General features: G+C 43.5%; 22 protein-coding genes and 4 tRNA genes. 13 read left to right on the top strand and 13 right to left on the bottom strand.

Translation table 11 applies throughout. The features are described 5' to 3' along the window. Window positions 1-53 precede the first annotated feature (53 nt). From AC060N_RS11715 to AC060N_RS11705, 3 genes are all read left to right on the top strand, one after another. Window positions 54-1,706, top strand: a complete 1,653-nt coding sequence (locus AC060N_RS11715) for an Ig-like domain-containing domain (protein ID WP_479523957.1) — start codon at window positions 54-56, stop codon at window positions 1,704-1,706. Window positions 1,707-1,788: 82 nt separating this feature from the next. Beyond that, window positions 1,789-3,465, top strand: a complete 1,677-nt coding sequence (locus AC060N_RS11710; protein ID WP_479523956.1) for a C10 family peptidase — start codon at window positions 1,789-1,791, stop codon at window positions 3,463-3,465. Between the two features lie 21 nt (window positions 3,466-3,486). After that, window positions 3,487-4,173, top strand: a complete 687-nt coding sequence (locus AC060N_RS11705; protein ID WP_463237841.1) for a hypothetical protein — start codon at window positions 3,487-3,489, stop codon at window positions 4,171-4,173. A 17-nt stretch (window positions 4,174-4,190) separates the two neighbouring features. Here AC060N_RS11705 and AC060N_RS11700 read toward each other — a convergent pair whose 3' ends face one another. Continuing rightward, window positions 4,191-5,504, bottom strand: coding sequence for a S41 family peptidase (locus AC060N_RS11700; RefSeq protein WP_479523955.1), 1,314 nt, complete (start codon window positions 5,502-5,504; stop codon window positions 4,191-4,193). 22 nt (window positions 5,505-5,526) lie between these two features. Continuing rightward, window positions 5,527-7,671 carry an HD family phosphohydrolase gene (locus AC060N_RS11695; RefSeq protein WP_479523954.1) on the bottom strand — a complete coding sequence of 715 codons (2,145 nt, stop codon included), beginning with the start codon at window positions 7,669-7,671 and terminating at the stop codon, window positions 5,527-5,529. A gap of 88 nt (window positions 7,672-7,759) precedes the next feature. Between AC060N_RS11695 and AC060N_RS11690 the strand changes: the two genes are divergently transcribed. Then, window positions 7,760-8,551: a C40 family peptidase gene (locus AC060N_RS11690; protein WP_479523953.1), complete on the top strand. Its 792-nt coding sequence runs from the start codon at window positions 7,760-7,762 to the stop codon at window positions 8,549-8,551. Between the two features lie 227 nt (window positions 8,552-8,778). Further along, the gene (locus AC060N_RS11685; protein ID WP_106542703.1) at window positions 8,779-9,207 is read left to right on the top strand and encodes an NUDIX domain-containing protein; all 429 of its coding nucleotides are present in this window, start codon (window positions 8,779-8,781) and stop codon (window positions 9,205-9,207) included. 14 nt (window positions 9,208-9,221) lie between these two features. Here AC060N_RS11685 and AC060N_RS11680 read toward each other — a convergent pair whose 3' ends face one another. The 10 genes from AC060N_RS11680 to thrS all read right to left on the bottom strand — a co-directional run bounded on the left by AC060N_RS11680 (window position 9,222) and on the right by thrS (window position 18,066). Continuing rightward, a complete protein-coding gene (locus AC060N_RS11680; RefSeq protein WP_479523952.1) occupies window positions 9,222-9,872 on the bottom strand; it encodes a WbqC family protein in 651 nt (216 codons plus the stop codon). Between the two features lie 13 nt (window positions 9,873-9,885). Continuing rightward, a complete protein-coding gene (locus AC060N_RS11675) occupies window positions 9,886-10,245 on the bottom strand; it encodes a LapA family protein (RefSeq protein WP_153639456.1) in 360 nt (119 codons plus the stop codon). A gap of 74 nt (window positions 10,246-10,319) precedes the next feature. Next, window positions 10,320-10,817, bottom strand: coding sequence for a hypothetical protein (locus AC060N_RS11670; protein ID WP_479523951.1), 498 nt, complete (start codon window positions 10,815-10,817; stop codon window positions 10,320-10,322). Window positions 10,818-10,894: 77 nt separating this feature from the next. After that, entirely contained in the window at window positions 10,895-12,238 is a 1,344-nt protein-coding gene (lepB, locus tag AC060N_RS11665; protein WP_479523950.1) for a signal peptidase I, read from the bottom strand. 276 nt (window positions 12,239-12,514) lie between these two features. Beyond that, window positions 12,515-13,855, bottom strand: a complete 1,341-nt coding sequence (gene lepB, locus AC060N_RS11660) for a signal peptidase I (protein ID WP_463237835.1) — start codon at window positions 13,853-13,855, stop codon at window positions 12,515-12,517. A 47-nt stretch (window positions 13,856-13,902) separates the two neighbouring features. After that, window positions 13,903-14,625 (bottom strand): 4-hydroxy-tetrahydrodipicolinate reductase, encoded by a 723-nt coding sequence (gene dapB / locus AC060N_RS11655; protein WP_479523949.1) that lies wholly within the window; start codon window positions 14,623-14,625, stop codon window positions 13,903-13,905. A 220-nt stretch (window positions 14,626-14,845) separates the two neighbouring features. Continuing rightward, window positions 14,846-15,190: a 50S ribosomal protein L20 gene (gene rplT, locus AC060N_RS11650; protein ID WP_106542612.1), complete on the bottom strand. Its 345-nt coding sequence runs from the start codon at window positions 15,188-15,190 to the stop codon at window positions 14,846-14,848. 112 nt (window positions 15,191-15,302) lie between these two features. Next, window positions 15,303-15,500, bottom strand: a complete 198-nt coding sequence (gene rpmI, locus AC060N_RS11645) for a 50S ribosomal protein L35 (protein WP_106542613.1) — start codon at window positions 15,498-15,500, stop codon at window positions 15,303-15,305. 24 nt (window positions 15,501-15,524) lie between these two features. Continuing rightward, the gene (gene infC, locus AC060N_RS11640; protein WP_106542614.1) at window positions 15,525-16,034 is read right to left on the bottom strand and encodes a translation initiation factor IF-3; all 510 of its coding nucleotides are present in this window, start codon (window positions 16,032-16,034) and stop codon (window positions 15,525-15,527) included. 82 nt (window positions 16,035-16,116) lie between these two features. Continuing rightward, window positions 16,117-18,066, bottom strand: a complete 1,950-nt coding sequence (gene thrS / locus AC060N_RS11635) for a threonine--tRNA ligase (RefSeq protein ID WP_479523948.1) — start codon at window positions 18,064-18,066, stop codon at window positions 16,117-16,119. Between the two features lie 236 nt (window positions 18,067-18,302). Here thrS and AC060N_RS11630 point away from each other — a divergent pair, with 236 nt between their 5' ends. Further along, window positions 18,303-20,507, top strand: a complete 2,205-nt coding sequence (locus tag AC060N_RS11630; RefSeq protein ID WP_479523947.1) for a S9 family peptidase — start codon at window positions 18,303-18,305, stop codon at window positions 20,505-20,507. A 35-nt stretch (window positions 20,508-20,542) separates the two neighbouring features. Here the strand turns inward: AC060N_RS11630 and AC060N_RS11625 are convergent, their stop codons facing one another. After that, window positions 20,543-20,977, bottom strand: coding sequence for a NifB/NifX family molybdenum-iron cluster-binding protein (locus AC060N_RS11625; protein ID WP_479523946.1), 435 nt, complete (start codon window positions 20,975-20,977; stop codon window positions 20,543-20,545). A 305-nt stretch (window positions 20,978-21,282) separates the two neighbouring features. Between AC060N_RS11625 and AC060N_RS11620 the strand changes: the two genes are divergently transcribed. The 7 genes from AC060N_RS11620 to AC060N_RS11590 all read left to right on the top strand — a co-directional run bounded on the left by AC060N_RS11620 (window position 21,283) and on the right by AC060N_RS11590 (window position 24,854). After that, window positions 21,283-21,366, top strand: a tRNA-Leu gene (locus tag AC060N_RS11620). Window positions 21,367-21,393: 27 nt separating this feature from the next. Next, window positions 21,394-21,477: transfer RNA gene (locus tag AC060N_RS11615), tRNA-Leu, on the top strand. A gap of 109 nt (window positions 21,478-21,586) precedes the next feature. Further along, window positions 21,587-21,922, top strand: coding sequence for a hypothetical protein (locus AC060N_RS11610; protein WP_106542618.1), 336 nt, complete (start codon window positions 21,587-21,589; stop codon window positions 21,920-21,922). Between the two features lie 84 nt (window positions 21,923-22,006). Beyond that, window positions 22,007-22,091 (top strand) — tRNA-Leu (locus AC060N_RS11605). 70 nt (window positions 22,092-22,161) lie between these two features. Then, window positions 22,162-22,246 (top strand) — tRNA-Leu (locus AC060N_RS11600). 226 nt (window positions 22,247-22,472) lie between these two features. Continuing rightward, the gene (locus AC060N_RS11595) at window positions 22,473-24,029 is read left to right on the top strand and encodes a S41 family peptidase (protein ID WP_479523945.1); all 1,557 of its coding nucleotides are present in this window, start codon (window positions 22,473-22,475) and stop codon (window positions 24,027-24,029) included. A gap of 411 nt (window positions 24,030-24,440) precedes the next feature. After that, entirely contained in the window at window positions 24,441-24,854 is a 414-nt protein-coding gene (locus AC060N_RS11590; RefSeq protein WP_479523944.1) for an OsmC family protein, read from the top strand. The last annotated feature ends 121 nt before the right edge of the window (window positions 24,855-24,975 follow it).

Below are 24,975 nucleotides of genomic sequence, written 5' to 3'. Positions count from 1 at the left end.
TGTCGGAGTTTAGAACTGTAGAAGTTTTTTTTAACCAATTAACAGAAAGACTTATGAAAAATAAAGTATATGTAGTCCTGGCAGCGTTGTTGATTATGCTATCAATGAGTCGCTGTAAGGAGGATGAGCCTTATAACTCACTTAGTGTGCTGTCTGCGCCTAAGGCTACATTAAATATTACAGATGTTAAGGACTCGTCTTTTGTTTTAAGCCTTTCATCAGATATGAAAGGTTATGCGGCCTTTGTTATCTATGATGACACTTCGGCGGTAGCTCCAACGCAGCAAAATCTTATTGAGCAAAATCTTGATGCAGCTTTTACAGGGTTAAGTGCTATTGAAAAGGATGGCACCTTATCATGGACAATTGGTCCATTGGATCCAAATAAGAGCTATGAGATTTTTGCGGCTACCAGTAACGCAGATGGAGTGATCTCCGATATTGTTACAGAGATTATTAAGACTACAGACAACGTTTCGCCTTCGCTGGTTGGATATACTCCTTCATCTGGGCACGACGGAGTCGCTGTAAGTTCGACTTTTACTCTGACATACGATGAAGCAATCGCTTTTGATGACACTAAATCTGTTTCATTAACTTACTATTCAACAGGAGTTGTATCAGCAATTCCAGCCGATGCTATTTCGGTGTCCGGTAGGAATTTGATAATTAGTCAGGTGGAAACACCTGTCCCCGGAGAATTGATCATGTTGAACATGGAGGAAGGTGCTGTTAAGGATTTGGTAGGAAATCCGGCAGATAGTATTTATACTGCAGTTGTGGATGGTGCAATTGAAGGCAATGCCTATTGGTATATAGAGGTAGAAACTATCAATATGATAGCTGTTACTCCGGAGTCCGGTGCAAGTATTGGCGATCAGAACTTTGCTATTACTCTGAAATTTGATTCGGATATGGACTTGGCTAGTGGTGGCCCACTTCCTGTGATGACTTATTATGACGGTCTAGGAGTTTACACGTTTGAAATCCCAGCTAATTATATCGATGCAAACCCAGCGGATAGTACCGTTACTCTTTATAAACCAGAATTACCGGACATTGGTAACTGGGTGTCGTTGAGTTTGCCTGAAGGTGTATTTGTCGATTCTAAAAACAATCCTAATGCTGCAATAGAAAGTAAAGCAGATGGCGCTGGTCAGTCTGGATTATATTGGTTAGTTTCTTATGGATATACTCGTGACCTGATTATCGGTTCCTATAGTGCATATTCAACTAGCTATTATGGTTCTGCAAATGATGAAACGGATGCAATTACTATTGAAGCAGATCCTGATGATCCAAATGGCGTTATAATGACTGGTCTGCGAGGGTCAACAGAACCGGTGTACGCTACATTTGACGGTGATTTTGGTACATTGACTTTCCCTCCATATTCTCATGTTTATATGGATGACAATGGAACACCAGATGATACCACTGACGATCTTCACGTTTACTTTGAATCGAATAGTGGGGATCCAATGGTAGCTACAGTCTATGCGAATGGTGATTTCGAGTTATCACTCATTTGGTTTTATTCTAGATATGATCAGGATTTTAACTATGTTGATCTTGATAATGCCTTTGTAGATACCTACTTTACGAAACAGCCAGCAGCTGCTTCCGTGAGTATAAAATCGGCATCCATACCGAAGGTCTACGGTACTCCTAAATCTCACGCAAAGATTTTGGATGATAAGAAATAGACACAAAGGGTTTGATACTATGAAGATAGCTTTAAGGCTCCGGTATATACCGGAGCCTTTTGGTAATATTTGAGCTGTAATTATGAAAGTCCTAAAGTCCATTTTGTTTCCCGTCCTGTTACTGATGCAGTTTGTGACTCAGGGAAACCCGATTTCAAAAGAAAAAGCGAAGATAGTAGCTTTAAACTTTTTAAAGCAAGTCTCTGTGATTGAGGGAACACCTGACAATGTTATTGTCCAGGCATTTGGAGACAACGTCATAACTGATTATCTGGTAACAGTAGATGATAAAGGTTGGGTTTGGCTGGCCGGAGATGATCAGGTTGAAGCCATTCTGGGATTTGGAAAAGGGAATAACTTTGAATTACAGGAGACAACTCAATATCCGTTCAGTGATTTTTTTGAAGAAATTCGGGCCCGAATCGGAAAGGCAATTCATAACGGTAATGGAGTGGTTGATCCGCAGTGGAATGTGCTTTATACCGGAGAAACGCTAAAATCTGCAACTGTTAGTGATGTTGAACCTTTTATCCGAGCAAATTTTAATCAGGGAAAAGGTTGGAATCAATTTTGTCCACTTGATGAAGCTGGACCCGGAGGTCACACATATGTTGGATGTGTAGCTGTTGCCATGGCTCAGGCAATGAGCTATTATCAATATCCGGTGTCCGGTGTTGGGTATCACGATTATTTTCATGGAACTTATGGTAAATTGGAACAGGATTTTAGTTCCTCTTTGTATCATTGGCCTTCTATGTCAATGACCGGGTCAGACGAATACAATGCACTGCTGTTATATGACTGTGCAGTTTCGGTTGATATGGACTTCGCTCCGGACGGTTCTGGAGCTTATACTTTTAACGTCCCGGATGCATTAATAACTTATTTTTCATACGGCTCTTCCGTAAAATATGTGAAGCGAAGTTCAAAAACCGACTCTGAATGGAGAGAATTACTCACTAATGAAATAAAGAATTTTCGCCCGGTTATATATTCGGGGGATGGAGATAATGATGAAGCCGGGCATGCTTTTAATTTGGATGGAATTAAAGGAAATCTGTTTCATGTAAACTGGGGATATAGTGGTTCAATGAACGGCTATTATGATTTAGATGGTTTGACGGTGAACGGTAATAACTTTTCATTGAATGGTGCAGCTGTCATAGGAATTGTTCCGGCTGATTTCTTTGATGACTCCATGTATCCTCCAACTGACATAACATTATCAAATACTCATATTGAAGAGGGCATTGCGCAAGGAAGTTTTGTTTCGCTTGTAAAGGTAGTAGATGAGACACCGGAGGATACTTTCAAATATGAATGTTATGGTCAACCTTTAGTTGCAGGAGGATATAAAACTTCAGAGTTTTACATTGAAAATGATACACTAAGATCTGCGATGGTCTTTAATTATGATGATAAAAAGGAATACTCATTGACGATAAGGGTGACAGATAATGGTAATAATACATATATGAAAAATTTCACTATAATGGTGGATGTAAAGACTGGATTTACAGATTTTTACAATGATGAGAATAGTGTGGTTTACCCAAATCCTGCCAACAAGATTATAAATGTCAGGAATAATGCAAGGAGAAATACGTTGTTTATCTTCAATATATCTGGTCAAAAAATTAGAACTTACCCGTTGCATGAAGGTATAAATCAATTGGATGTTTCGATGCTTCCCAAGGGGGTGTATCTGCTTACTCCTCAAATTCCCGTTTTTAAAAACACTAAATTAGTAGTGAAGTAATAATGTAAAAATCAAAATACCATGAGAAAGTTTTCGATATTATTCATTTTTTTAGTTTGTAGTAATTACATGTTTGGTCAGCAACCAGTGATTACAAATACAGATGAACTCATAAATTACGTAGAAAGTAATCAATCTAATATTAGAGGAGAAAGATACGTTAATGTCAATGGGTCACCATTTTTGACTGATGGTTTTGTTGCTTCAAAAGCGAACGTGGGAGACCAATGGATTGACGCAGAACTTCGATACAATATTTATGAGGATAATTTTGAAATGCTGAAAGGAGATAAGACGATTATTATTGACCCAAACACCGTAGACCTGAAGGAAGTTATTCAGGAAGGAAAGCACTTTATATTGACCTCCTATAACCGCGGTGGAGGTTGGATGAAGGGCTACTTCCAATTAATATCTCCCGGCAAAAAAAGTTTGCTTTTAAAAGATAAAATCCAACTAATCAGGCCCAAAGCTGAGGAGGCTTATAAGGGAGCTCAGCCAGCACGTTTCCAAAAGGGAGCAGATAGCTACTGGTTGCTTGATCAATCAGGCAAAGCAGAGAAATTGCCAACAAGAAAGAGGAAACTTCCGGAAGCATTTGGCGATCATGTCAAACAGATTGAAAAATACATGAAGACCAATCACCTCTCTGCCAAAAAAGACGAAGATCTGATCAAGATTACCGAATACTACAATTCACTGGATTAGTCATGTCTTCTCGTAATTCATCTCTTCCAATCATACAAATTCGTCACCGTTACATCGGTACCCTTGCTAAGCAGCTTTGATGGCATCGTACCCGATTTTAGCATAGCGGCAGCGGTTCCGGGGCTTCCGGTTGACAGGTAATTAAGTGCTGCTTTCAGGCACAACTCGTTGGGATCACCGAACGGATACTTGACGTCTTCGTAGACGGTGTAATCGACAGGAATACCATCGAAATAATCGCTGTAGCCGGCACTGTTGACATTGCGGAAGCTGATGGGAGCAATAGCAAGGCTGTCCTGTGTGTCAGAGAAGATGCTCATGCCAACCGGTTTTCCGAGGGTTTGTGTCCCGATAAGGGTAACCGGATACAAAGGCATCAGACCCGAAATGGTCAGCTCACTGGCCGAAGCAGTTGAAGAGGATGTTATGACAACAATCTTATTTAAATTCAGACTATTGGCTGCCTGGTGGACCACGTTGTTCTCGTTTGCATCAGTGTGCTTGTCATTGAACTTTTGCACATTGTACGTTTGATTATTGTATTTATTTCCGGCAATTAAACTCATTAACGAATCGGCCGTTGAGAGCAATCCTCCTGTATTGTAGCGCAAATCGAGAATGAGATTCGAAACGCCATCAGCTTTAAAGGTCGCGAAAGTTGTATCGAGATCAGCAACGGAGGGCTCCAGAAAATCGGAGAAAACGAGGTAGCCGGTTTTCTCACCGTCTGTGTCATAAACGTGGCTGTATTGGACTGTATTCATCACTACATTGCCCTTTACAATGCTTAGTTCTTTGTAGGTGCTATCGGGAAGAACAAACCCAAAAGTGACCTGGTTTTTGGCGAGTTCCTGGTTGATGGCATCGACACTCATATTTTTAACGAGTTGCCCGTCGAGTGAGCGAATCATCCAGCCACGGGCCACACTGTCCCGTCCCATCGGACTGTCAGTGTAAACATCGGCAATACGCAGGCTATCGGACAGGTCGAACTTAAAGCCGGCACCCCAGCCACCTGACTGACCGCTCTGAATTAAGTCGAGAATTTCCTGGAGAGGCGCCACAAAACTCCAATGGTCTTTGGTATATCGTATGGCATCAACATATTTCGAAGGATCGGTATATGACGAAAGATCCACGTCCGGCATATCTTTATACCAGAGGTACCAACTATTAAAAAGCTCGGCAGTATTTTTTACTCCGGAAACGACCGTTCCGGTGGAATCACTGGAACCGGAAGGTGTCGGCGTCGGTGTGTCATTCTTTTGGCATCCCGACAAAACCCAAATCGCCAACAGGACGATTGGCAAAAGAAATTGTATCTTTTTCATTTATGGGGTGGATTTGAAAATCTTAATCTTTCTTACGTCGTTCTAAACGAATTGTTTTGCGTTTAACTTTTTTTACCTTTTTCTCGTCCGGGTACTCCATTCGAACATGGTAGATGGTTAAAAGCTTTTCCAGGAATATTTGCTTGAGAAGTGTGATATCCTGGAAGGTAAGGGGAGCGTAATCGAGCTGTCCGTCTTTAATTTTTGAATTGAATATTTTATCAATCAAATCGGAAAGCGACTCTCCATTGATGTCCTTCAGGCTTCTGGATGCAGCTTCAATACTGTCAGCGAGCATAACCACAGCCGTTTCTCTTGTCGAAGGAACCGGGCCGGGATAGGTAAATTTGGAAGCATCAATCTGCTGTTCCGGGTTTTCATTCTTCGACATCAGGTAAAAGTAGCCTGTCTTGGTTGTTCCATGATGGGTCCGGATAAAATCGATGATCATTTCCGGAATCTTGTATTTCTTAGCCAATGCTACACCGTCGGTTACATGGTTCATGATGACCTGAGCGCTCTCTTCGAGCGACATTTCTTCGTGGGGATTAATCCCCTTGGCCTGGTTTTCGGCAAAGAAATGCGGCGCTTTGGTTTTTCCAATATCGTGATACATCGCACCTGTCCTGACAAGCAACGGATTGCCACCCAGTTTGGTGATGGCATCTTCAGCGAGGTTGGCAACCTGCAATGAGTGTTGGAACGTTCCAGGCGCTTCTTCAGCCAGTTTACGCAACAGGTTTTGGTTCGAGTAGGAAAGCTCAATCAGTGTTACATCTGATACAAAGCCAAACGATTTCTCGAATATATAAACCAGCAGGTAGGTAATCAGCGTTAAGACGGCGTTACCAACAAACCATCGCATTTGCATCCAGTTAATGGCATCCCAGTTTCCTTCCTGAATGAGGGAGATGCCAATGAATGCAAAAACGTACGTTAGAAGAATAAACACAGAAGTGATTACCAACTGGCCTCTTCTTAACAATTTATCCTGACTAATCACGGCAACTGTACCGGCCAGAATTTGCAACAGGACAAATTCGTATCCGTTGGGTACCATAAATCCCACAATCAGTGCGGCGATGGTATTCACAAAAATAGCCAACCGGGCATCCAGGAATGTTCGGATTGTGAGAGCCAGAACCGTGAACGGAACCAGGTAAACGAGCTGCGGATTAGTGGAAACGACCAGTCGACAGAAGTAGATCATCACGACGGTCATCAAAAGGGTAAAAGCGATATCCCGTTTTGAATTCAATAATTCGCGACGTATGTTGAAAACAAACAGGAAAAGCACCAGCACCAGGAGAAGGATAAACATGGCTTTTCCGGCCAGTACGCCATAATATTCTGTCGAGTTACTACCAAGACGGTTTTCGTAAGCTTTTTGCAACGATTCCAAAATCCGGTAGACATCGGGAGTCACTAAATCACCTTGCGAAACGATGCGTTCGCCTTCCTGAACCATTCCCCGCGAAGTAGAAATATTGTCAAGTAGTTTTTGTCGCTCGAAATCGGTCGTTTTTTCGTCGAATATCAGGTTGGCGTGTAAGTAAACCTCCGGATGCAACTTGACCAGTAGCGGTTGCCACGAGGGATATTTATCAGCCAACTGCTGCTGTCCCGATGAGAGGTAGTTATATGCTGTTTTCAGGGAAAAAACGGATCCCAGCGGCACTTTGCGTCCGACATGATCTTCCACAAGCATCAAATCATCTTTCCCTTTTAATGCAGCATAGTCGGAAATGCTTTGCTCGAGAATACCCCGTTTGAAAACTTCCTGGTAAAGGTTAACCAGTTGATCTTTTACTTCTGTATTCGCGGTTGTTTTCGAATCGCTGGATTGCTCCAGGTTGTCAATCCGGCTTTTCAGTTTTGCTATTTGCTCTTTACCAATTGAATCCTGGTAAGTAAAATATGGAAGCTGGGCACTCAGAACGGAGTCGCGTTCTGCTTTGAGTTCGTCATCACTTTTGAGAACCGCAAAATCGAAAGGGGCGATAAGCGTTTCGTGCATCCAGGGGCGTCCCTTCTGAAATTCATATTTAAAGCGAGCTTCGCCCGGAAGTGCCAGATAGATCAGAATCGTGGTGATGACAAATAGCGCTACCACGAAAGTTGTGTGCCAGAATGATTCTCTGGACTTTAGTTTATTTTCTATATTCATGCTTACAAGCCTCTTTTCCGTTCCTCAAAATCACGATTCGATAAAATTTCTATCTTTGGGTTTAATACCAAAAATAATAATTATTTTGATGAGATACGGAATCTCCAATCTCAGTATAATACCGGTTCGGACGGAGCCGACCGAGAAGAGTGAAATGTGCACACAAGTTCTGTTTGGTGAACATTACGCCATTTTGGAAGAAACTGAGAAGTGGACCCGCATCCGGATTGAGCTTGATGGATACGAGGGATGGATTGACCGGAAAATGGTCAACGAAGTGGATAATGCACTCATAACACAACTGCAGCAACTTCCTGCAGTAGTAACAACAGATGTATTCAATATTGTTCAAAGCTCGGATAGCTACAATAATTTTTTGATTGTTGCGGGCAGTTCCTTACCTTTTTATAATCAGTCGGATAAAACCTTTCGGATCGACGATTCGTTATATACAATAAAGGGAAACGTGACGATTGAATCGCCGCCCGATGTAAGAGCCACCATCATCGAAAACGCACTGAAATATTTCAATGCGCCGTATTTATGGGGTGGTCGTTCTCCTTTGGGAGTTGATTGTTCGGGATTGACACAGGTTTTGTATAAAATGGTGGGAATACCTATTCCGCGCGATGCATCGCAGCAGGTTCAGATTGGTCAGCATCTCAGTTTTGTTGACGAAGCACAACCGGGCGATTTGGCGTTTTTCGATAACGACGAAGGATTAATTACGCATGTAGGCATCATCTGGGAGCGGAACAAGATTATTCACTCTTCCGGAAAAGTGAGAATCGACAATGTTGACCAGTTTGGAATTTACAATGCAGAGACCCGAAAATATACGCACAAGATGCGCCTAATGAAGAGAATCATTGATGGTTAATTAAATTCAAATTTTATGAGCCATTTGCATTTCATCGGATACATCTTAGCCATAGTTATTGTGGCTTATTTAATCTGGCTTTATTCCCAAAAGAAAAAAGAGGAGTGAGCAATGATGAGATGGCGGAATTTTTTTGAATCTTTGTTGCGTTTGGATTATTTGTAGCAGAGAGTAGTTCGCATAAGTAAATACGGTGAATTGCTCTCAAAGTAATGTTTTGTAATTATATGTCCTACACTTATCAATATCCCCGGCCGGCAATAACAGTTGATGCCATAGTAACAGCAGAACGTAACGGCGAGCAGTGGGTGCTGCTTATTCGCCGAAAAGCATATCCTTTTGAGGGAAAATGGGCGTTGCCCGGAGGATTTGTGAATATGGACGAAACGCTGGCTGAATCATGTCAAAGGGAGCTTGAAGAGGAAACCGCTTTAACCGGTGTGGAGCTAAAGCAGTTTTATACATTCGATGCTGTCGACCGGGATCCGCGGGCCCGCACTATTTCCGTGGTATTTACAGGGCAGATTCCTGAACCTGTTCCAGTGAAAGGTGGCGACGATGCGTTGGAAGCTGAATGGTTTCCCATTATTTCGTTACCGGAAATGGCCTTCGATCACCGCGAAATTATCCAGAAATTTGTGATGGAGGTAATCTAGGCCTTCCCTCACATTTATTCCTTAAAACATTCTTCCAGAATATTCATTGATTCGGGGCCCTCGTTGAATAGCAAATCGATAACGGACAGGTTGGGCTGAAAGTCGAATTTTTCTTCGAAAACCTGCGTGTAAGGCTCAGGAGAAAAGTGTGGATCCGGTTTGCTTCTTTGCTTTTTAGGATGAATTACTTCGCGTAAATCGAGCATATCTTCCGTTTCCTCTTTGATAAATTCTGTCGACAGTTTAATCTGAACATCGATTTCCAGCAATTCCATCACCTTTTCCTGTATCTCCAAATTGAAATCTAACAGGTATTTCCATTTCTTTTCTTGAAAAAACGGGGCCAGTTCATCCTGGTAATATGGAAAAAAGGGAGAGTTGTTATAAGCAGAAACGATGGTTCGCCAGTGAAGCCGTTGCCAATCTTCTGCGGTAGCAATGCGGACATCTTTGGTTTTTACTTTTAACTCCGGGCCTTTATCAACCGGAATACTTAATGTCAGAGGTCCGTTTCCACCCAGAATTCTGCAGCGATTGCGGTACGTTTGTTTCGGGTAGTTCTCGTGTTGTTCAATGATTATTTGGGGGTAACGAAGCAGTTTTGAATAATACTGTACAGGTCCCAGGTAAGCTGTGGAAAGTAAAGCAGTATGTGTTTCGGTCATTGGAAAATATTCGTTAATCGTCGAAGAATGTACTGTTGGAATCGCCGCGAATCAGGTCGCCCTCATCTCTCTTTTTCTGTTCTTCCTGTTCCAGGTCTTCCAAATCCTGGCGGTACTCCAGCAACTGTTCTTCCAGTTCGTCAATGCGTTCTTTTAGTTGGCGGTTATCCTTTCTCAAACGTTGTTTGGCCGGATAACTGGACAAGGCACTTAACACCACGCCAATTAAAATCGCAGACAAAAGAAGCAAAACCAGAGGAATTTCCGGTATTTGCCAAATCAAAAATTTTACGGAAACGCTGATGGCATTTTGCAGGGCAAAAACAACCAGTATAATTCCGAGTATGAGTCCGGTGACTAAACCACGCTGCATAATTCAAGAGTTTTTCGTTACTCTAAGATACAGTTTTCCGCTTAGCTGATAAAAGAAGAATGGTTCTCTGTCAATTATTTTTCTCCGGTGAGCGTCATTCCCGGTGTCAGGCCTACTCGTTTAAAATCTGCAGTATTGATGGTTATCATTTCGTCCTTTTCCTCATCCGAGTCATGAAAATAGACGTTGTAATCGGCTCCCAGAGGTACCATTAACCGCGTGTGTTGTTTCGGGGGAATCCGGATATCGAGGATGTCGTTGTACTCATCGTCCGACCAGAAGACGTTGGTTACCAGGTTCACCTTCATGGTATCGCTGGAGTGATTATAGAGCTTGATTCGCTTGAAGGAGCGGGGAGTGGTCTCCGGTTCCATATCCAAATTCAGCGAAGCCAGTGTAACAATATTGAGCATCTGCAAGGCTACGTCCCCAACGTTGATGCCGGTTCTTTTCCGGTGCATTTCTTTTTGTCGCTCAATACTTCCGGTATCGTGAATGTATTGCCCGGTGGAGCAGCTGTACAATATCAGGAGGCTGCATAGGAAACTTAGTATTGGTCGTGCTCTTTTCATTTGTCAGATAAATTAGGATATAAAAAAGCCAGCAAATAATATACCGGCTTTTAAAAGAACGAATATGAATAGAGACTTTATCTCACCTTTTTAAAGAATCGGTTCCAGCGGATGTTGGCAGGGAACGGCTTGTCTTTATCGAGAGACAACCAAACAAAAGAAGCTTCTCCGACAATATGATTCTCCGGCACGAATCCCCAGTAACGCGAATCAGCTGAGTCGTCCCGGTTATCGCCCATCATCCAGTAGTAGTTCATTTTGAACGTGTAAGAATCAGCTGGTTGCTCGTTGATGTAAATGGTGCTGTCCTTTACGGCCAGTTTATTTTTCTCGTAAACACGAATAATACGGCGGTAGATGGGCAGATTCTTCAGCGATAAATGAACAGTCGCTCCTTTTTGGGGAATCCATATCGGGCCGAAATTGTCGACGTTCCAGGGATAGTCTTTCGGGGCGAAGGGAAAAATATTTGGGTCGGAATTCCCAGCAGGTGTATTCATCCGTTTAACGGAAATCACGTTAGTGAATTTTTTTAGCTTCTTGACGTCTTCGCGGGTTAACGGAAACATGTACTGAGCACCATTCCGGTGTCGGTCTGCTTTTGAAATGTGCAAACGGTCGAGTGCTTCCGGATTAATGGCCGTTCCATTGGTCGTTACAACATAGTTGTATTGTAGCCCGGAAATCGCTTTTTGCGGTTTCCCATTAACGAAAACCTGACCGTTCACAATCTTCAGCGAATCACCCGGAATCGCGACACAGCGCTTGATGTAATTCTCACGCTTGTCGACCGGACGATAAATAATGTTGCCGAAAGTGCGTTTGTCATTCCGTACCCGTTCGCGCCCATAGCTTCTGACCAACTGGTAATAACTTGTTTCCAGTTGCATTTTTACGGCAACGGTGTCACCTTCCGGGAAATTGAAGACTACGACATCATTTCGTTTCACATGCCCAAAGCCCTTTAAGCGATGGTATTTAAACTGAATGGCATCGGAATATGACTTGACTGTTTTGGTCAGTGGTAGGGTATGCTGCACAAAGGGAAAGGAAATTGGTGTAATCGGCATTCTGGGGCCGTAAGCCATTTTGCTGACGAAAAGGTAATCGCCAACCAGCATACTTTTTTCCATGGAAGAAGAAGGAATGGTATAGGCCTGAATAAAAAATGTACGGATAAAAGTGGCCGCAATAACCGCGAAGATGATGGCATCTACCCATTCGATTACTTTGGTCTGTTTTCCTCCCGGTGGATTTTTCTTTTTCCAAAAAGCCCAGTGCACTTTTTGCGTGACGTAGATGTCGAAAATGACAATCAGGCCAAGGAACCACCAGTATATGCCAAGCCAGATTACCCACAAAATATAAACGGCAGCTACAAAACTAAATTTGAACCATTTGTTTGTCAGAATATTTCTCATTCGAAAATCTGTTTATCTCTTGAGTCAAGAGTGGTTGATGTTATTCGTGTATTTGTTCATCCCAGGGAATCGATCTACGTGTGGAATAACAAATGACTGTTTTATCAAATTGGTATTTACTCAGCCTCCGGAATTACAAAAGAGCGCGTTTTTTAGTGTAAGTTCCCTAGTTGGGGGATTTGATTATCAGTTATTTCTAACGAAAAAATACGAAAGGTTTAGGCAAAAAAAAGCCGGTACTGGAGGTACCGGCTTGTGCTGAATATTGATAAACAATTATTTTACTTTCTTGAAGAATCGGTTCCAGCGGATGTTGGCCGGGAACGACTTGTCTTTATCAAGCGACAGCCAGATGAACGACGCTTTACCCACAACGTGATCCTCCGGCACAAATCCCCAGTAACGCGAATCTGCCGAATTGTGTCGATTATCACCCATCATCCAGTAGTAGTCCATATGGAATGTGTATGAATCAGCCGGTTTATCGTTGATGTAAATCGTGCTGTCCTTCACGGCCAGTTTATTCTTCTCGTAAACACGAATAATCCGGCGATAGAACGGAAGATCTTTCAGTGTTAGATGAACCGTTGCTCCTTTCTTGGGAATCCAAATCGGGCCGAAATTATCGACGTTCCAGGGATAGTCCTTCGGATCGAACGGAAAAATATTCGGATCGGGACGACCGGCCGGCATATTCATCCGTTCAACAGAAATCACATTGCTGAATTTCTTCAGCTTTGCTACATTCTCTTTGGTCAACGGGAACATATACTGAGCGCCGTTTCGATGCCTATCGGCCTTCGAAATGTGCAACCGATCGAGTGCCTCCGGATTAATAGCAGTTCCATCGGTGGTAACAATGTAATCGTACTGAAGGCCGGGAATGACAATCTGCGGTTTCCCGTTAACGTAAACCTGGCCATTGACAATCTTCAGCGAATCGCCCGAAATGGCCACACAACGCTTGATGTAATTCTCACGTTTGTCGATTGGGCGGTAAATAATGTCGCCGAAAGTACGTTTGTCGTGCCAAACCCGGTCGCGACCGTACATTCGGACTAACTGGTAGTAGCTTTGCGCCTGCATGTTGACGGCTACCGTATCACCTTCCGGGAAGTTGAAAACCACCACGTCGTTGCGTTTCACATGGCCAAATCCCTTCAATCGGTGATATTTCCATTGGATGGCATCAGAATACGATTTCACTGTTTTCGTCAGCGGCATGGTGTGATGCACGAACGGGAACGAAATCGGGGTATTGGGAAGTTTCGGTCCGTAAGCGGTCTTACTAACAAAGAGGTAATCGCCTACCAGCATGGTTTTCTCCATGGAAGAGGTGGGAATCGTGTAGGCCTCGATGAAAAACATCCGGATAAAGGATGCTGCAATAACTGCGAAGATAATGGCATCAATCCATTCAACAGTCTTGGTCTGCTTTCCTCCAGGTGGATCTTTCTTTTTCCAGAAAGCCCAGTGTACTTTTTTGGTGATGTAGATATCGAAAATAACGATGAGGCCGAAGAACCACCAGTAAATACCGAGCCAAATAACCCACAGGGTGTACAATACGGCTACGACGGCGAATTTAAACCATTTGTTTGTCAGAATACTTCTCATTCGAAAGTGTGTTTATCTTACAGAATATGATGTGTTTCAATAGCATTTTAAGCCATTTCGTCGAGCAGGTTTTTCATTGACAAAATGCCTTTTCGCCCTTGGCAAAACTCAGCAGCCAGCACAGCCCCCAGTGCAAAACCCTTGCGACTTTTGGCGCTGTGAGTAATTTCGATGTAGTCGACTTCAGAATCGTACTTCACCGTATGAATGCCCGGTACTTCGCCTTCGCGAATGGCTTCGATGGGTAATTGGGTAGCTGATTTCGGCTTATCGATAGTCCAGGAATCGACCCGTTTGACTTCACCGATGAGATCTTCCGCGAGCGAAATAGCTGTACCACTCGGCGCATCGAGCTTGTGCGTATGATGAACTTCGGTCATGCTCACATTGTACTGGTCGAATGCATTCATCATTCGCGCCAGTTTGCGATTCAATTCGAAAAACAGATTGACGCCTATGCTGAAATTAGATGCATAGAAGAAACAGCCTTCTTTTTCCTGACAAGCATTTTCTACTTCATTCCTGCGGGAAAGCCAACCCGTGGTACCACTTACAACCGGAACTCCGGCAGCAAAGCACAATTGGTAGTTATCGACGGCTGAATCGGGGGTGGTAAACTCGATGGCAACATCCGCTTTCTTCAGGTTCTCCTCAGTTAAATCGGCGGCATTGCTGACATCAATTTTCAGGACAATCTCGTGGCCGCGGCTAATGGCAATCTCCTCAATTGTTCTTCCCATTTTGCCGTAACCAATTAGCGCAATCTTCATATGAAATTTTATCGAATTGGTGTATATTCCTTTTCAAGAATTACAAATATAAGATTATTGAGGAAAAGCCGGTGCGAATTATTGTTAAGGTAGGAATGGTTTTGCACCGTAAAGAAGAGGGATAGACGACGAAGACTTTTTTCGGTGAATGACAAAAAAAGGAAGCTCTGAATGAGCTTCCTTTATATCTGAATGTTTATTTCACCTAATCCGAAAAAATTTATTTTACCTTCTCAACAATGGCAGTGAATGCAGCCGGGTGGTTCATAGCCAAATCGGCCAGAGCCTTACGATTGATTTCAACGTTAGCTGCTTTCAGTTTACCCATAAACTGTGAGTAGGATAGTCCTTCGGCACGTGCAGCAGCGTTGATACGCTGAATCCACAATGCGCGGAAGTGGCTTTTCTTTTTCTTTCTGTCACGGTACGCATACTGAAGACCTTTCTCGTATGTGTTTTTAGCAACCGTCCAGACATTTTTCCTAGAACCAAAGTAACCTCTGGTTTCGCTCAGGAGTTTCTTGCGACGTGCTCTCGACGCCGCATGATTTACTGATCTTGGCATAATTTCTACAATTTGAATAATGGCGGGTTTATTGTTTCAAAAGCACTTAGTTGCTCATCATCCGGTTAGTAACTAATATTTTCTAATCTCTGTTCAAAAGGAATGAAATACATTATTTCATTGCGAGAAGCTTCTTCACGGCAGCCTTGTCAACGTCGGCTACAGTACCCCAGTAAGTGAGGTTACGCTTCTGCTTAGTCGTTTTCTTTGTCAGAATGTGACTTTTGTACGCGTGCTTCCTTTTGATTTTTCCACTCCCGGTGAGTTTGAAACGCTTCTTAGCACCGGGATTTGTTTTCATCTTAGGCATTACAGTCTAATCTTTAAATTCGAATTACTTCTTCTTCTTAGGCGAAATAAACATGGTCATTCGTTTTCCTTCGAGTTTTGGCATCTGCTCTACAGCGCCCAACTCTTCCAGATCTTGTGCAAACCGCAATAACAGGATTTCTCCCTTTTCTTTAAAAAGAATCGAGCGACCTTTGAAAAACACAAATGCTTTGACCTTTGCACCATCCTGAAGGAATTTCTCTGCATGCTTCAGCTTGAAATTGTAATCATGGTCGTCGGTGTTCGGACCGAAACGAATCTCTTTGACAACAATCTTCGTTGCTTTGGCTTTCAACTCCTTCTGTTTCTTTTTCTGCTGATAAAGAAACTTTTGATAATCGGTGATTCGACAAACCGGCGGTGCAGCTTTCGGGGAAATTTCCACCAGGTCAAGTTCCATGGCATCAGCCATGCGTAATGCCTCTCTGGTGGGATAAACTCCCGGATTTTCTACATTTTCTCCTACCACGCGAACTTCCGGAACACGAATTTGCTCATTCGTCCGAAAACTCAGTTTGTCTTCTCTTTTTGGCCTTGGGCCTCTGCCTCTTTTTACTGCTATGGCTAAATCCTCCTTTGATTAATTAGTATTACGGTTAACTATAAAAGGCTGACAATTGTTCGCGAACTTCTTTATTGACAAAATCTGCGAACTCGTCAAGTTGCATAGTTCCCTTGTCGCCTTCACCTTGTCGGCGAACGGAAACCGTATTTTCTTCCATCTCTTTTTCACCAACGATAAGAAGATAGGGAATACGTTTCAACTCGTTGTCACGGATTTTCCTGCCAATCTTCTCGTTACGTTCGTCAATTATGGCGCGAATATCGGAATTATTTAAGGATTCTGAAACTTTTTGCGCATAATCATTATACTTTTCGCTGATGGGCAAAATCACCACTTGCTCAGGTGTTAGCCACAACGGGAATTTACCTGCGGTATGCTCGATAAGAACAGCTACAAAGCGTTCCATCGAACCGAACGGTGCCCGGTGAATCATGACCGGACGGTGACGTTTGTCGTCGGCACCGATGTACTCCAGTTCGAAGCGTTCCGGCAGGTTGTAGTCAACCTGGATGGTTCCCAACTGCCAGCTCCGTCCCAGCGCATCCTTGATCATAAAGTCGAGCTTTGGACCGTAAAATGCGGCTTCTCCCAATTCGGTTACCGTATTCAAACCTTTCTCGTCGCAAGCTTCGATGATTGCTCTTTCCGCTTTTTCCCAGTTTTCATCCGAGCCGATGTACTTTTCTTTGTTTTTCGGATCGCGGAGTGAAATCTGAGCGGTGTAATCTTTAAAGTCAAGAGCTTTAAATATAATAAAAATAATATCGATAACCTTAAGGAATTCTTCCTTCAGCTGATCGGGACGACAGAAGATATGGGCATCATCCTGGGTAAAGCCACGTACACGGGTTAATCCATGCAGTTCGCCACTTTGCTCATACCGGTAAACCGTTCCAAACTCAGCCATCCTAACGGGAAGGTCTTTGTATGAATGCGGTTTACTGCTATAAATTTCACAGTGGTGAGGACAGTTCATCGGCTTTAACAAATACTCTTCTCCATCAGCGGGAGTGTGGATGGGCTGGAACGAATCGGCGCCATACTTCTGGAAGTGGCCGGAAGTTTTATACAGGTTCACATCACCAATGTGGGGAGTGATTACCTGCTCGTAGCCGAATTTCTTCTGAACCTTTTTAAGGAACTGCTCCAGCTGGTCGCGCAGCATGGCACCTTTCGGCAACCATAGCGGCAGCCCCAGTCCGACACGTTGCGAGAAGGTAAACAGTTCCATCTCTTTACCAATCTTACGGTGGTCACGTTTCTTGGCTTCCTCCAGCATTACCAGGTATTCCTCCAGCATTTTTTGCTTCGGGAAAGTGATACCATAAATACGGGTCAGCATTTGGTTGTGCTCATCACCACGCCAGTAAGCGCCGGCAATGCTGGTCAGTTTAACCGCTTTGATGTAGCTCGTATTCGGCAAGTGCGGACCACGACAGAGGTCGGTAAAATTACCCTGATTGTACAGAGTGATGGTTCCATCCTCCAGCTCCGAAATCAGCTCCTGTTTGTACGGGTCGCCTTTTTCGGTATATGTTTTCAGTGCATCAGCCTTGGAAATTTCCTGACGAACAATGTCATTCTTTTCGCGGGCCAATTCAATCATTTTCTTCTCAATCTGCGGCAGATCCTTATCTGAAAGAACTTTCCCGTCAGGGAGGTCAACATCGTAATAGAAACCGTTGTCGACAGTCGGACCAATTCCGAACTTGGTTCCCGGATAGAAGAATTCAATTGCTTCAGCCATCAGGTGAGCCGATGAGTGCCAGAATGTTTCTTTTCCTTCGCGGTCGTCCCAGGTATGCAGCTTAATACTGGCGTCCTCGTTAATCGGACGCGTCAAATCCCAAACCTGCCCGTTTACCGAAATGGACAGGACATCCTTTGCCAGCCGGTTACTAATAGAGCGGGCAATATCGAAGCCGGTTACCCCAGGTTCGAATTCCTTAACAGAATTATCCGGAAGTGTAATTTTTATCATTTGTTTCTCTGTTTTCTTCTCAGCCTGCAAAGATAATCATAATCTCGACACTCCTAAAATTGTACTCCTGCTTAATTTTATGGTTTCATAAATTTTATTCCCTTGCCTACAACATACCCGAATGAGCGCTGAATTTTTATCTTTGGTGGTTAATTTATTTCAGGCGCATTTTTAAGTCTGGAAATTTCGGAAGTCGAAATAAGTAAACAGATATAATTTCATTAATCCAAAACATTATGCAGAAGCGGAAGAGTTTATTTTTTCTGGTATTATTGATGGTTTTCTTTGTCCCGCATGTTCAGGCGCAGAAGATTACGCTGGCCGATGTGGTGGCAAAAGGAACTTTCCGTCCCAAAACTGTAGAAGGATTGCGTTCAATGAAGGATGGTCTTCATTACACAACGCTTGAGAAAGGTGGAACCGAAATCGTGAAGTATAGTTATAAGACGGGCAAAAAAGTCGCGACGGTTTTGTCGGTATCCGATCTGAAAATTGATTCCCTGAAACAAATTACCGATTACGAGTTCAGTTCAGACGAGTCGCGCGTTTTGCTGATGACTGATAAGCACAAAATTTACCGGCGCTCATTCACTGCCCAATACTACGTATATAATTTTACCACCAAAGAAGTGACTCCGCTGTCGAAAAAAGGGCGGCAACAGTTGGCCACTTTTTCGCCCAACGGCGAGCGGGTTGCCTTTGTGCGCGATAATAACCTGTTTGTAAAAAGTCTCCGTTTTGGAACTGAACGGAAGATTACTTTCGATGGAAAGCGAAATCATATTATCAACGGTGCACCGGATTGGGTGTACGAAGAGGAGTTCGAGTTTAACAAGGCATTTGCCTGGTCGCCTGACAGCAAGAAGCTGGCGTTTATGAAATTCAACGAGGAAGCCGTTCCAACTTACAGTTTCCCGATGTACAAAGGTGAAGATCCGACATTAATGAAGAACCGTTTGTACCCGTCGAACTATACCTACAAATATCCGGTGGCCGGAGAACCGAATTCTACGGTTACGGTGCACGTGTATGATATCAAATCGCGTACGACGCTCGATGTTGATTTGGGAGAAGAAACCGACCAATACATTCCGCGCATCCGCTGGATACCTAATGGCAATGAGTTGGCCGTCTTCCGGGAAAACCGGCTGCAAAACAAGCTGGATATTCTATTTGCCAACCCGTTTACCGGCGATACCCGTAAGGTTTACACCGAAGAAAATAAGCGCTACATCGAAACCGATTTTCTGGACAACCTGAAATTCCTTCCGGACAACAAACACTTTGTGATAACCAGCGAGCAGGATGGTTACAACCACCTTTACCTGTATGATTTTAGCGGTATCAAAGTAAAGCGTCTGACTGACGGTGATTACGATGTGACGAAGTTTTACGGTTACGATCCACACCGGGAGTTGTTCTATTATCAGGCTGCAGCCGAGTCTCCGCTTCGCCGCGAAGTATATGCAGTTAGTCTCGACAAGAAGAAAAAGTACAAACTTTCGAAAAAGGAAGGGACCAATGACGCGGCTTTCAGTAACGGCTTCAAATACTACATCAACTATTTCACCAATGTGAATACTCCGATGTACGTTACGCTTCACGATTATCGTGGAAAACTCATCAGGGTATTGGAAGACAATGCAGCATTGAAGCAGAAGTTGTCTAGCTATCAAATCCCGCGAAAGGAGTTCTTTACCTTTAAGAATTCGGAAGGAGTGGAGCTGAACGGTTGGATGATTAAACCGCTGAACTTCGACCCGAATAAGAAATACCCGGTAGTGATGACACAATACAGCGGCCCGAATTCGCAGGAGGTCCTCGATAAATTCAGTGTCGACTGGTATTCATTCCTTGCACAGGACGGTTATGTCGTGGCGTGTGTCGATCCGCGCGGAACCGGTGCAAGGGGAGAAGATTTCCGGAAATGCACCTACATGGAATTAGGTAAACTGGAATCGGATGACCAGGTGGATGCGGCCAAATATTTGGGCTCGTTACCTTATACCGATAAAAACAATATTGCCATCTGGGGATGGAGTTACGGTGGTTTCATGTCGGCGCTTTCGCTGGAAAAAGGAGCTGGCATTTTCAAAGCAGCTATTGCTGTGGCACCAGTCACCAATTGGCGCTATTACGATTCGATTTATACGGAACGCTACATGCGGACACCAAAGCAGAATCCGAGTGGATACGATGACAACTCACCGTTGAACCACGCAGCTGAAATCAAAGGTAAACTATTGTTGGTCCATGGTTCAGCTGATGATAATGTGCATTTGCAAAATTCGATGGAATTTGCCGAAGCAATGGTTCAGGCCGGCGTGCAGTTCCAGATGATGATTTACAATAACCGAAATCACAGTATTTACGGTGGAAACACCCGAATGCATCTCTACACAATGTTTACTGATTTCCTGAATAACAACCTGAAGAAATAAATGAAAAACCCCGGATAACTTCCGGGGTTCTTTTTTTAATGCTGGCAAAAGCGGTCGATGTGCGGCAAATCGTTTTGAATGAATTTTTGCACAGCCGCATCAATATTGTTTTCATCAGTGATGACAACCTCCACGTTCCGGGCCGTAAAATCATTATACAAACGCTGGCCCATTCCTCCTGAAAGAACAGCTTCAACACCTTCCAGTGCTCTGAAAATACCTTCGTGTGAATGGCCATGGTGATGATCATGGTCGTGCGAATGATGATGTTCTTCACCGTGGTTACGTTCATGATGAATTTGCGAAGTATCCAGACTAAACTGCTCTTTTGCATGTCCGGTGAAATCGTTGTCGCGGATTTCCTCTTTTACAACCTGGTTGTTTTCTATCTCGACGATTTTAAATTTTCTGGTTTTACCAAAATGGCGCGAAATGGTGGCGCCATCCATGGTTGGTACTGCAATTTTCATAATATTCAGTTATTTTAATTTCTTGTGAAACATAGTTGTCAATCGAAAAGAGCGAAGTGAACAAATGTTCATAAAAGATTCCGATATTTCCAAATAAACGGTTCGTTTTTTTAACAGAGGAGATGGAGAAAAATTGGTTGGAGAAGTAAGTTTTTGGCCTTCTGCAAGAAAGGCAGAAGGCATAGGAAAATGGCTGCAAGCAGCACGAAAATTTTGGTTGAAAGGTTAGCAATAACTAAAAAATCATTTATATTTGCACCCGCAATTGCAGCTAACGCATTGCGACACGTTCTGAAAATATTAATGCCCAGGTGGTGAAATCGGTAGACACGCTAGTTTCAGGGACTAGTGACCGCAAGGTCGTGAAGGTTCGAGTCCTTTCCTGGGCACATAATAATTCAACTATTTAGGGATATGCCCAGGTGGTGAAATTGGTAGACACGCTAGTTTCAGGGACTAGTGGCCGCAAGGCCGTGAAGGTTCGAGTCCTTTCCTGGGCACTTTAAAGCCGGTAATTTTACCGGCTTTTTTTGTTTCCGGCCTTTTCTTGCGAAATCCGCAGTACTTCGTAAATTTACCGTTCAACGCATAGTGAGAAAAACATTCTTGATGAAGCATATTTTAATACTGGTTGTACTTAGTTTGGTCATGCTGACAGGCTGTAGCATGCAGGGAAAACTAACGAGGGCTTATGAAGGGAAGAAGTGGGAACAGGTACAGTTGTCTGAAGGAAGGCCTACCCGCGTAGAGAATCGTGCCAACGGCGAAAAAGTAATGGTCTACGTCCGTGAAAAGAACCTTGGGAAGGCCCGCATCAACACCGGAAGTTTTCAGTATGATGAGTTTGCGAGTCCGCCGGCAACCAAAACGGAGACAACCCGGTTTTATGTTTCAAAGGATGGGATCGTAAAACGGGTCGAATTCGAACGGGATTACGAGCGCTAACAGGCGAAAAAGTTGCAAAAAAGGGGAGGTAAACATGTTCATGTTTTCCAAAAATTTTTACATTTGCAACCGCTATTGAAAAATGCCCGGATGGTGAAATTGGTAGACACGCCAGCTTGAGGGGCTGGTGCCGGTTTTCGGCGTGCAAGTTCGAGTCTTGTTCCGGGCACACCGCATTTTTTGAAGCAAAAGTTCTTCATCACTTTCGAATATTTCAACAAAACGAAAGTGTACATTCTGCCCAGATGGTGAAATTGGTAGACACGCCAGCTTGAGGGGCTGGTGCCGGTTTTCGGCGTGCAAGTTCGAGTCTTGTTCTGGGCACACAACACCTGATAGAGAAAAGCACTCAGACCCCTGGGTTTGGGTGCTTTTGTTGTTTTTGTGATATATCAATTCCATTCTCGCCGGCTAACGCGTAACTCTTCGATTTAGCACTAGTGAGCATTAATAGGCTAAAAGTGATAAAAATCTGCTTTTAGTTTAAAATAACAATTGGTAACTTCCGCATCAATTCAAACATTTTCTTAGCCGATCCAAACCAGAAAAGATGAAAAAAGTTGTATCTATTTCATTAATTGCTACCCTAATTCTCTACTTATTTCTGCTTCCCCGGTATCTTCTTATCGATGATGTTGTCGCTTTGTATCTGTTTCCTGTTGTGTTGTTTGGGGGAGTCTCAACCACTATTTACGGGGTCAAACGGATATTCAAACAGGTTAGTTTTGGAAGGCAAATCCGGAGGTCCCTAATCGTAGCATGTGCCTTTCAGTTGCTGATGGCCGGCCTTGTCTCATGGTCGCTAACGCTCCGCTATTTTGCCCGGGAGAAAGTGGTGGCTGACATTGATTATGCAGTTCGGGTAATGGAAGATGTTCATCCGGATTTATACGCGACTATCAGCAAAAAAGAATTTGATGCAGCAACTGATTCCCTAAAGCGGACGTTACCAGTGAAAGTGTCGCATGTAGAGGCCTATAAAATCCTCCGGAAGGTATTTGCACAAATAAAGGACGGACATACCGGGGCAGGCTGGAATTTTTCCTACAATCCAATTTCAATCCTGTTTCGGAAAACACTTCCTTATCGGTTGGCTGTAGAAGGTAACCGGCTGTTTGTGGTTCAGAATAATTTCTACCGAAAAAACATTCCGATAGGTTCCGAAATACTTAAAATAAATGGCCAACCTGCTGCTCAGTGCATTAGGCAAGTAAGTAAACTGGTCAGTTACGAAAACACACCTTTTCGCAATGAGTTGCTTAGTTCGCCCGGGTTATGGGCCCTTTGGAATAATTTTCACGATTTCGAAGTCACGTACAAGCCAGTTGGTTCAGATATCTCCCGAACCATCCGGACTTCAGGAGGTCTAATATCGAATCTGATAGCAATACGAAAAAATATAGGGAACGATTATTCCTTTCGTGTCTTACGAGGTAATGTTGGACTTATTAATTTCAACCACTTTAGACATCCGGAAAAATTCAAAGTGTTTTTGGATTCTACTTTCCACTCCATCAGGGACAAAAATGTAACGGATTTAATCATAGATATCCGGAGAAACGGAGGCGGAAATTCCATGCTGGGAAATGAACTGATGCAGTATATTTCCCCGAATAGTTTTCGAATGACTGACTCTATTCAGATAAAAATCAGCAGCGAGTTGATCAAAAGAAATCAACTTGCCTGGATCGACACCGCCCAATATAGGCCGGGGATGGTCTACCACTATCGCGACACCAGTAACATCAAACTTCGCAGAAACCCGCTTAGATTCAACGGGAACACGTACTTGCTGGTTGGCGGGAAAACCTATTCCAGTGCTACCCTTTTCGCCTCTGCCTTTCAGTGTTTTCATGCCGGTAAAATTATCGGAACCGAGACAGGAGGCTTAACCGTTTGCTATGGCGATGTATATACGTTTTTACTTCCTAATACGAAATACAATATGCGTGTTTCGTATAAGAAATTCTTCAATGCCGGGGGGATTGACAATGGGCGGGGAATCATCCCCGACTATGTCGTCGGCAATTCGTTTGAGGATGACAGAAGAGGTATTGACCGGGTGATGGAATATACAGTTCAATTGATTGAGCAGCGTCGGAATTAGTGGGCGTTCACAGACAATAGATGAAAGCCCGAAAATAACGACTTTCTGTTTTCCTGGAAGAAAATTACCGTTTTGCACATCATTTGCTATGGTTCTTTGTTGAGTAGAGTAAAGGGACAGAAGCCAAAATTTAAAACTGTGAACTAAGCATCGTTGCATTGAGCGATGAAAAAAGACGGGACTTATTACGATGGATGCTCATCTGTCCCAATCAGACGAACAAAGCCGGCGTGGAGTCCGGCTAGACTTAGCACATGATTACTTGTTGAAATCGGTTTAAGATTTTACTGAGAAGATAGTTGTTTTGGCTTGCTATCTTTCTCTCACAATCATCACCTTTTTGCACTTTATGTGCTGAGATACATCCCGGTTTGTCCCATCAAAAAATTAAAAACAAAAAACATACACATTATGAAACGTAAAGCATCTGCCGTTTGGAACGGTACTATTAAAGAAGGAAAAGGAACACTGACCACCAAAAGCGCAACACTCGAAAAGACCCCTTATTCATTTAACAGCCGCTTTGCTGACGGCAAGGGAACGAATCCCGAAGAACTGTTGGCAGCTGCACATGCTGGTTGCTTCACGATGAAGCTGAGTGGTGATTTAGCTGAAGCCGGCTATACTCCGGACCAGTTGGATACCGAATCGACGGTAACGATCGAGGATGGTGTCATCACTCTGTCGGCGCTGGTGTTACGGGCCAAAGTGCCGGGCATTAGTGAAGACGAATTCCAAAAGATTGTCAAAGGTGCTGAGGAAAATTGTCCGGTGAGTAAGGCGCTCAGTTTTGAAATTACACTGGACGCACACTTGGTCGGGTAAGCAGAATTAAAGCCTTACGAAAAAGCGGTGCCGTTTGAAGGTCGCCGCTTTTTTTAGACGTGAATGTTGCTATCGACTCTTTTCTGGGTAGCGTACTCCGGTTTAAAGCGAATGTCTAAAA

The organism is Prolixibacter sp. DSM 2831 (assembly GCF_056493735.1).
The sequence above is the reverse complement of the archived record's forward strand: the minus strand, read 5'-3'. Positions and strand labels throughout refer to the sequence as shown.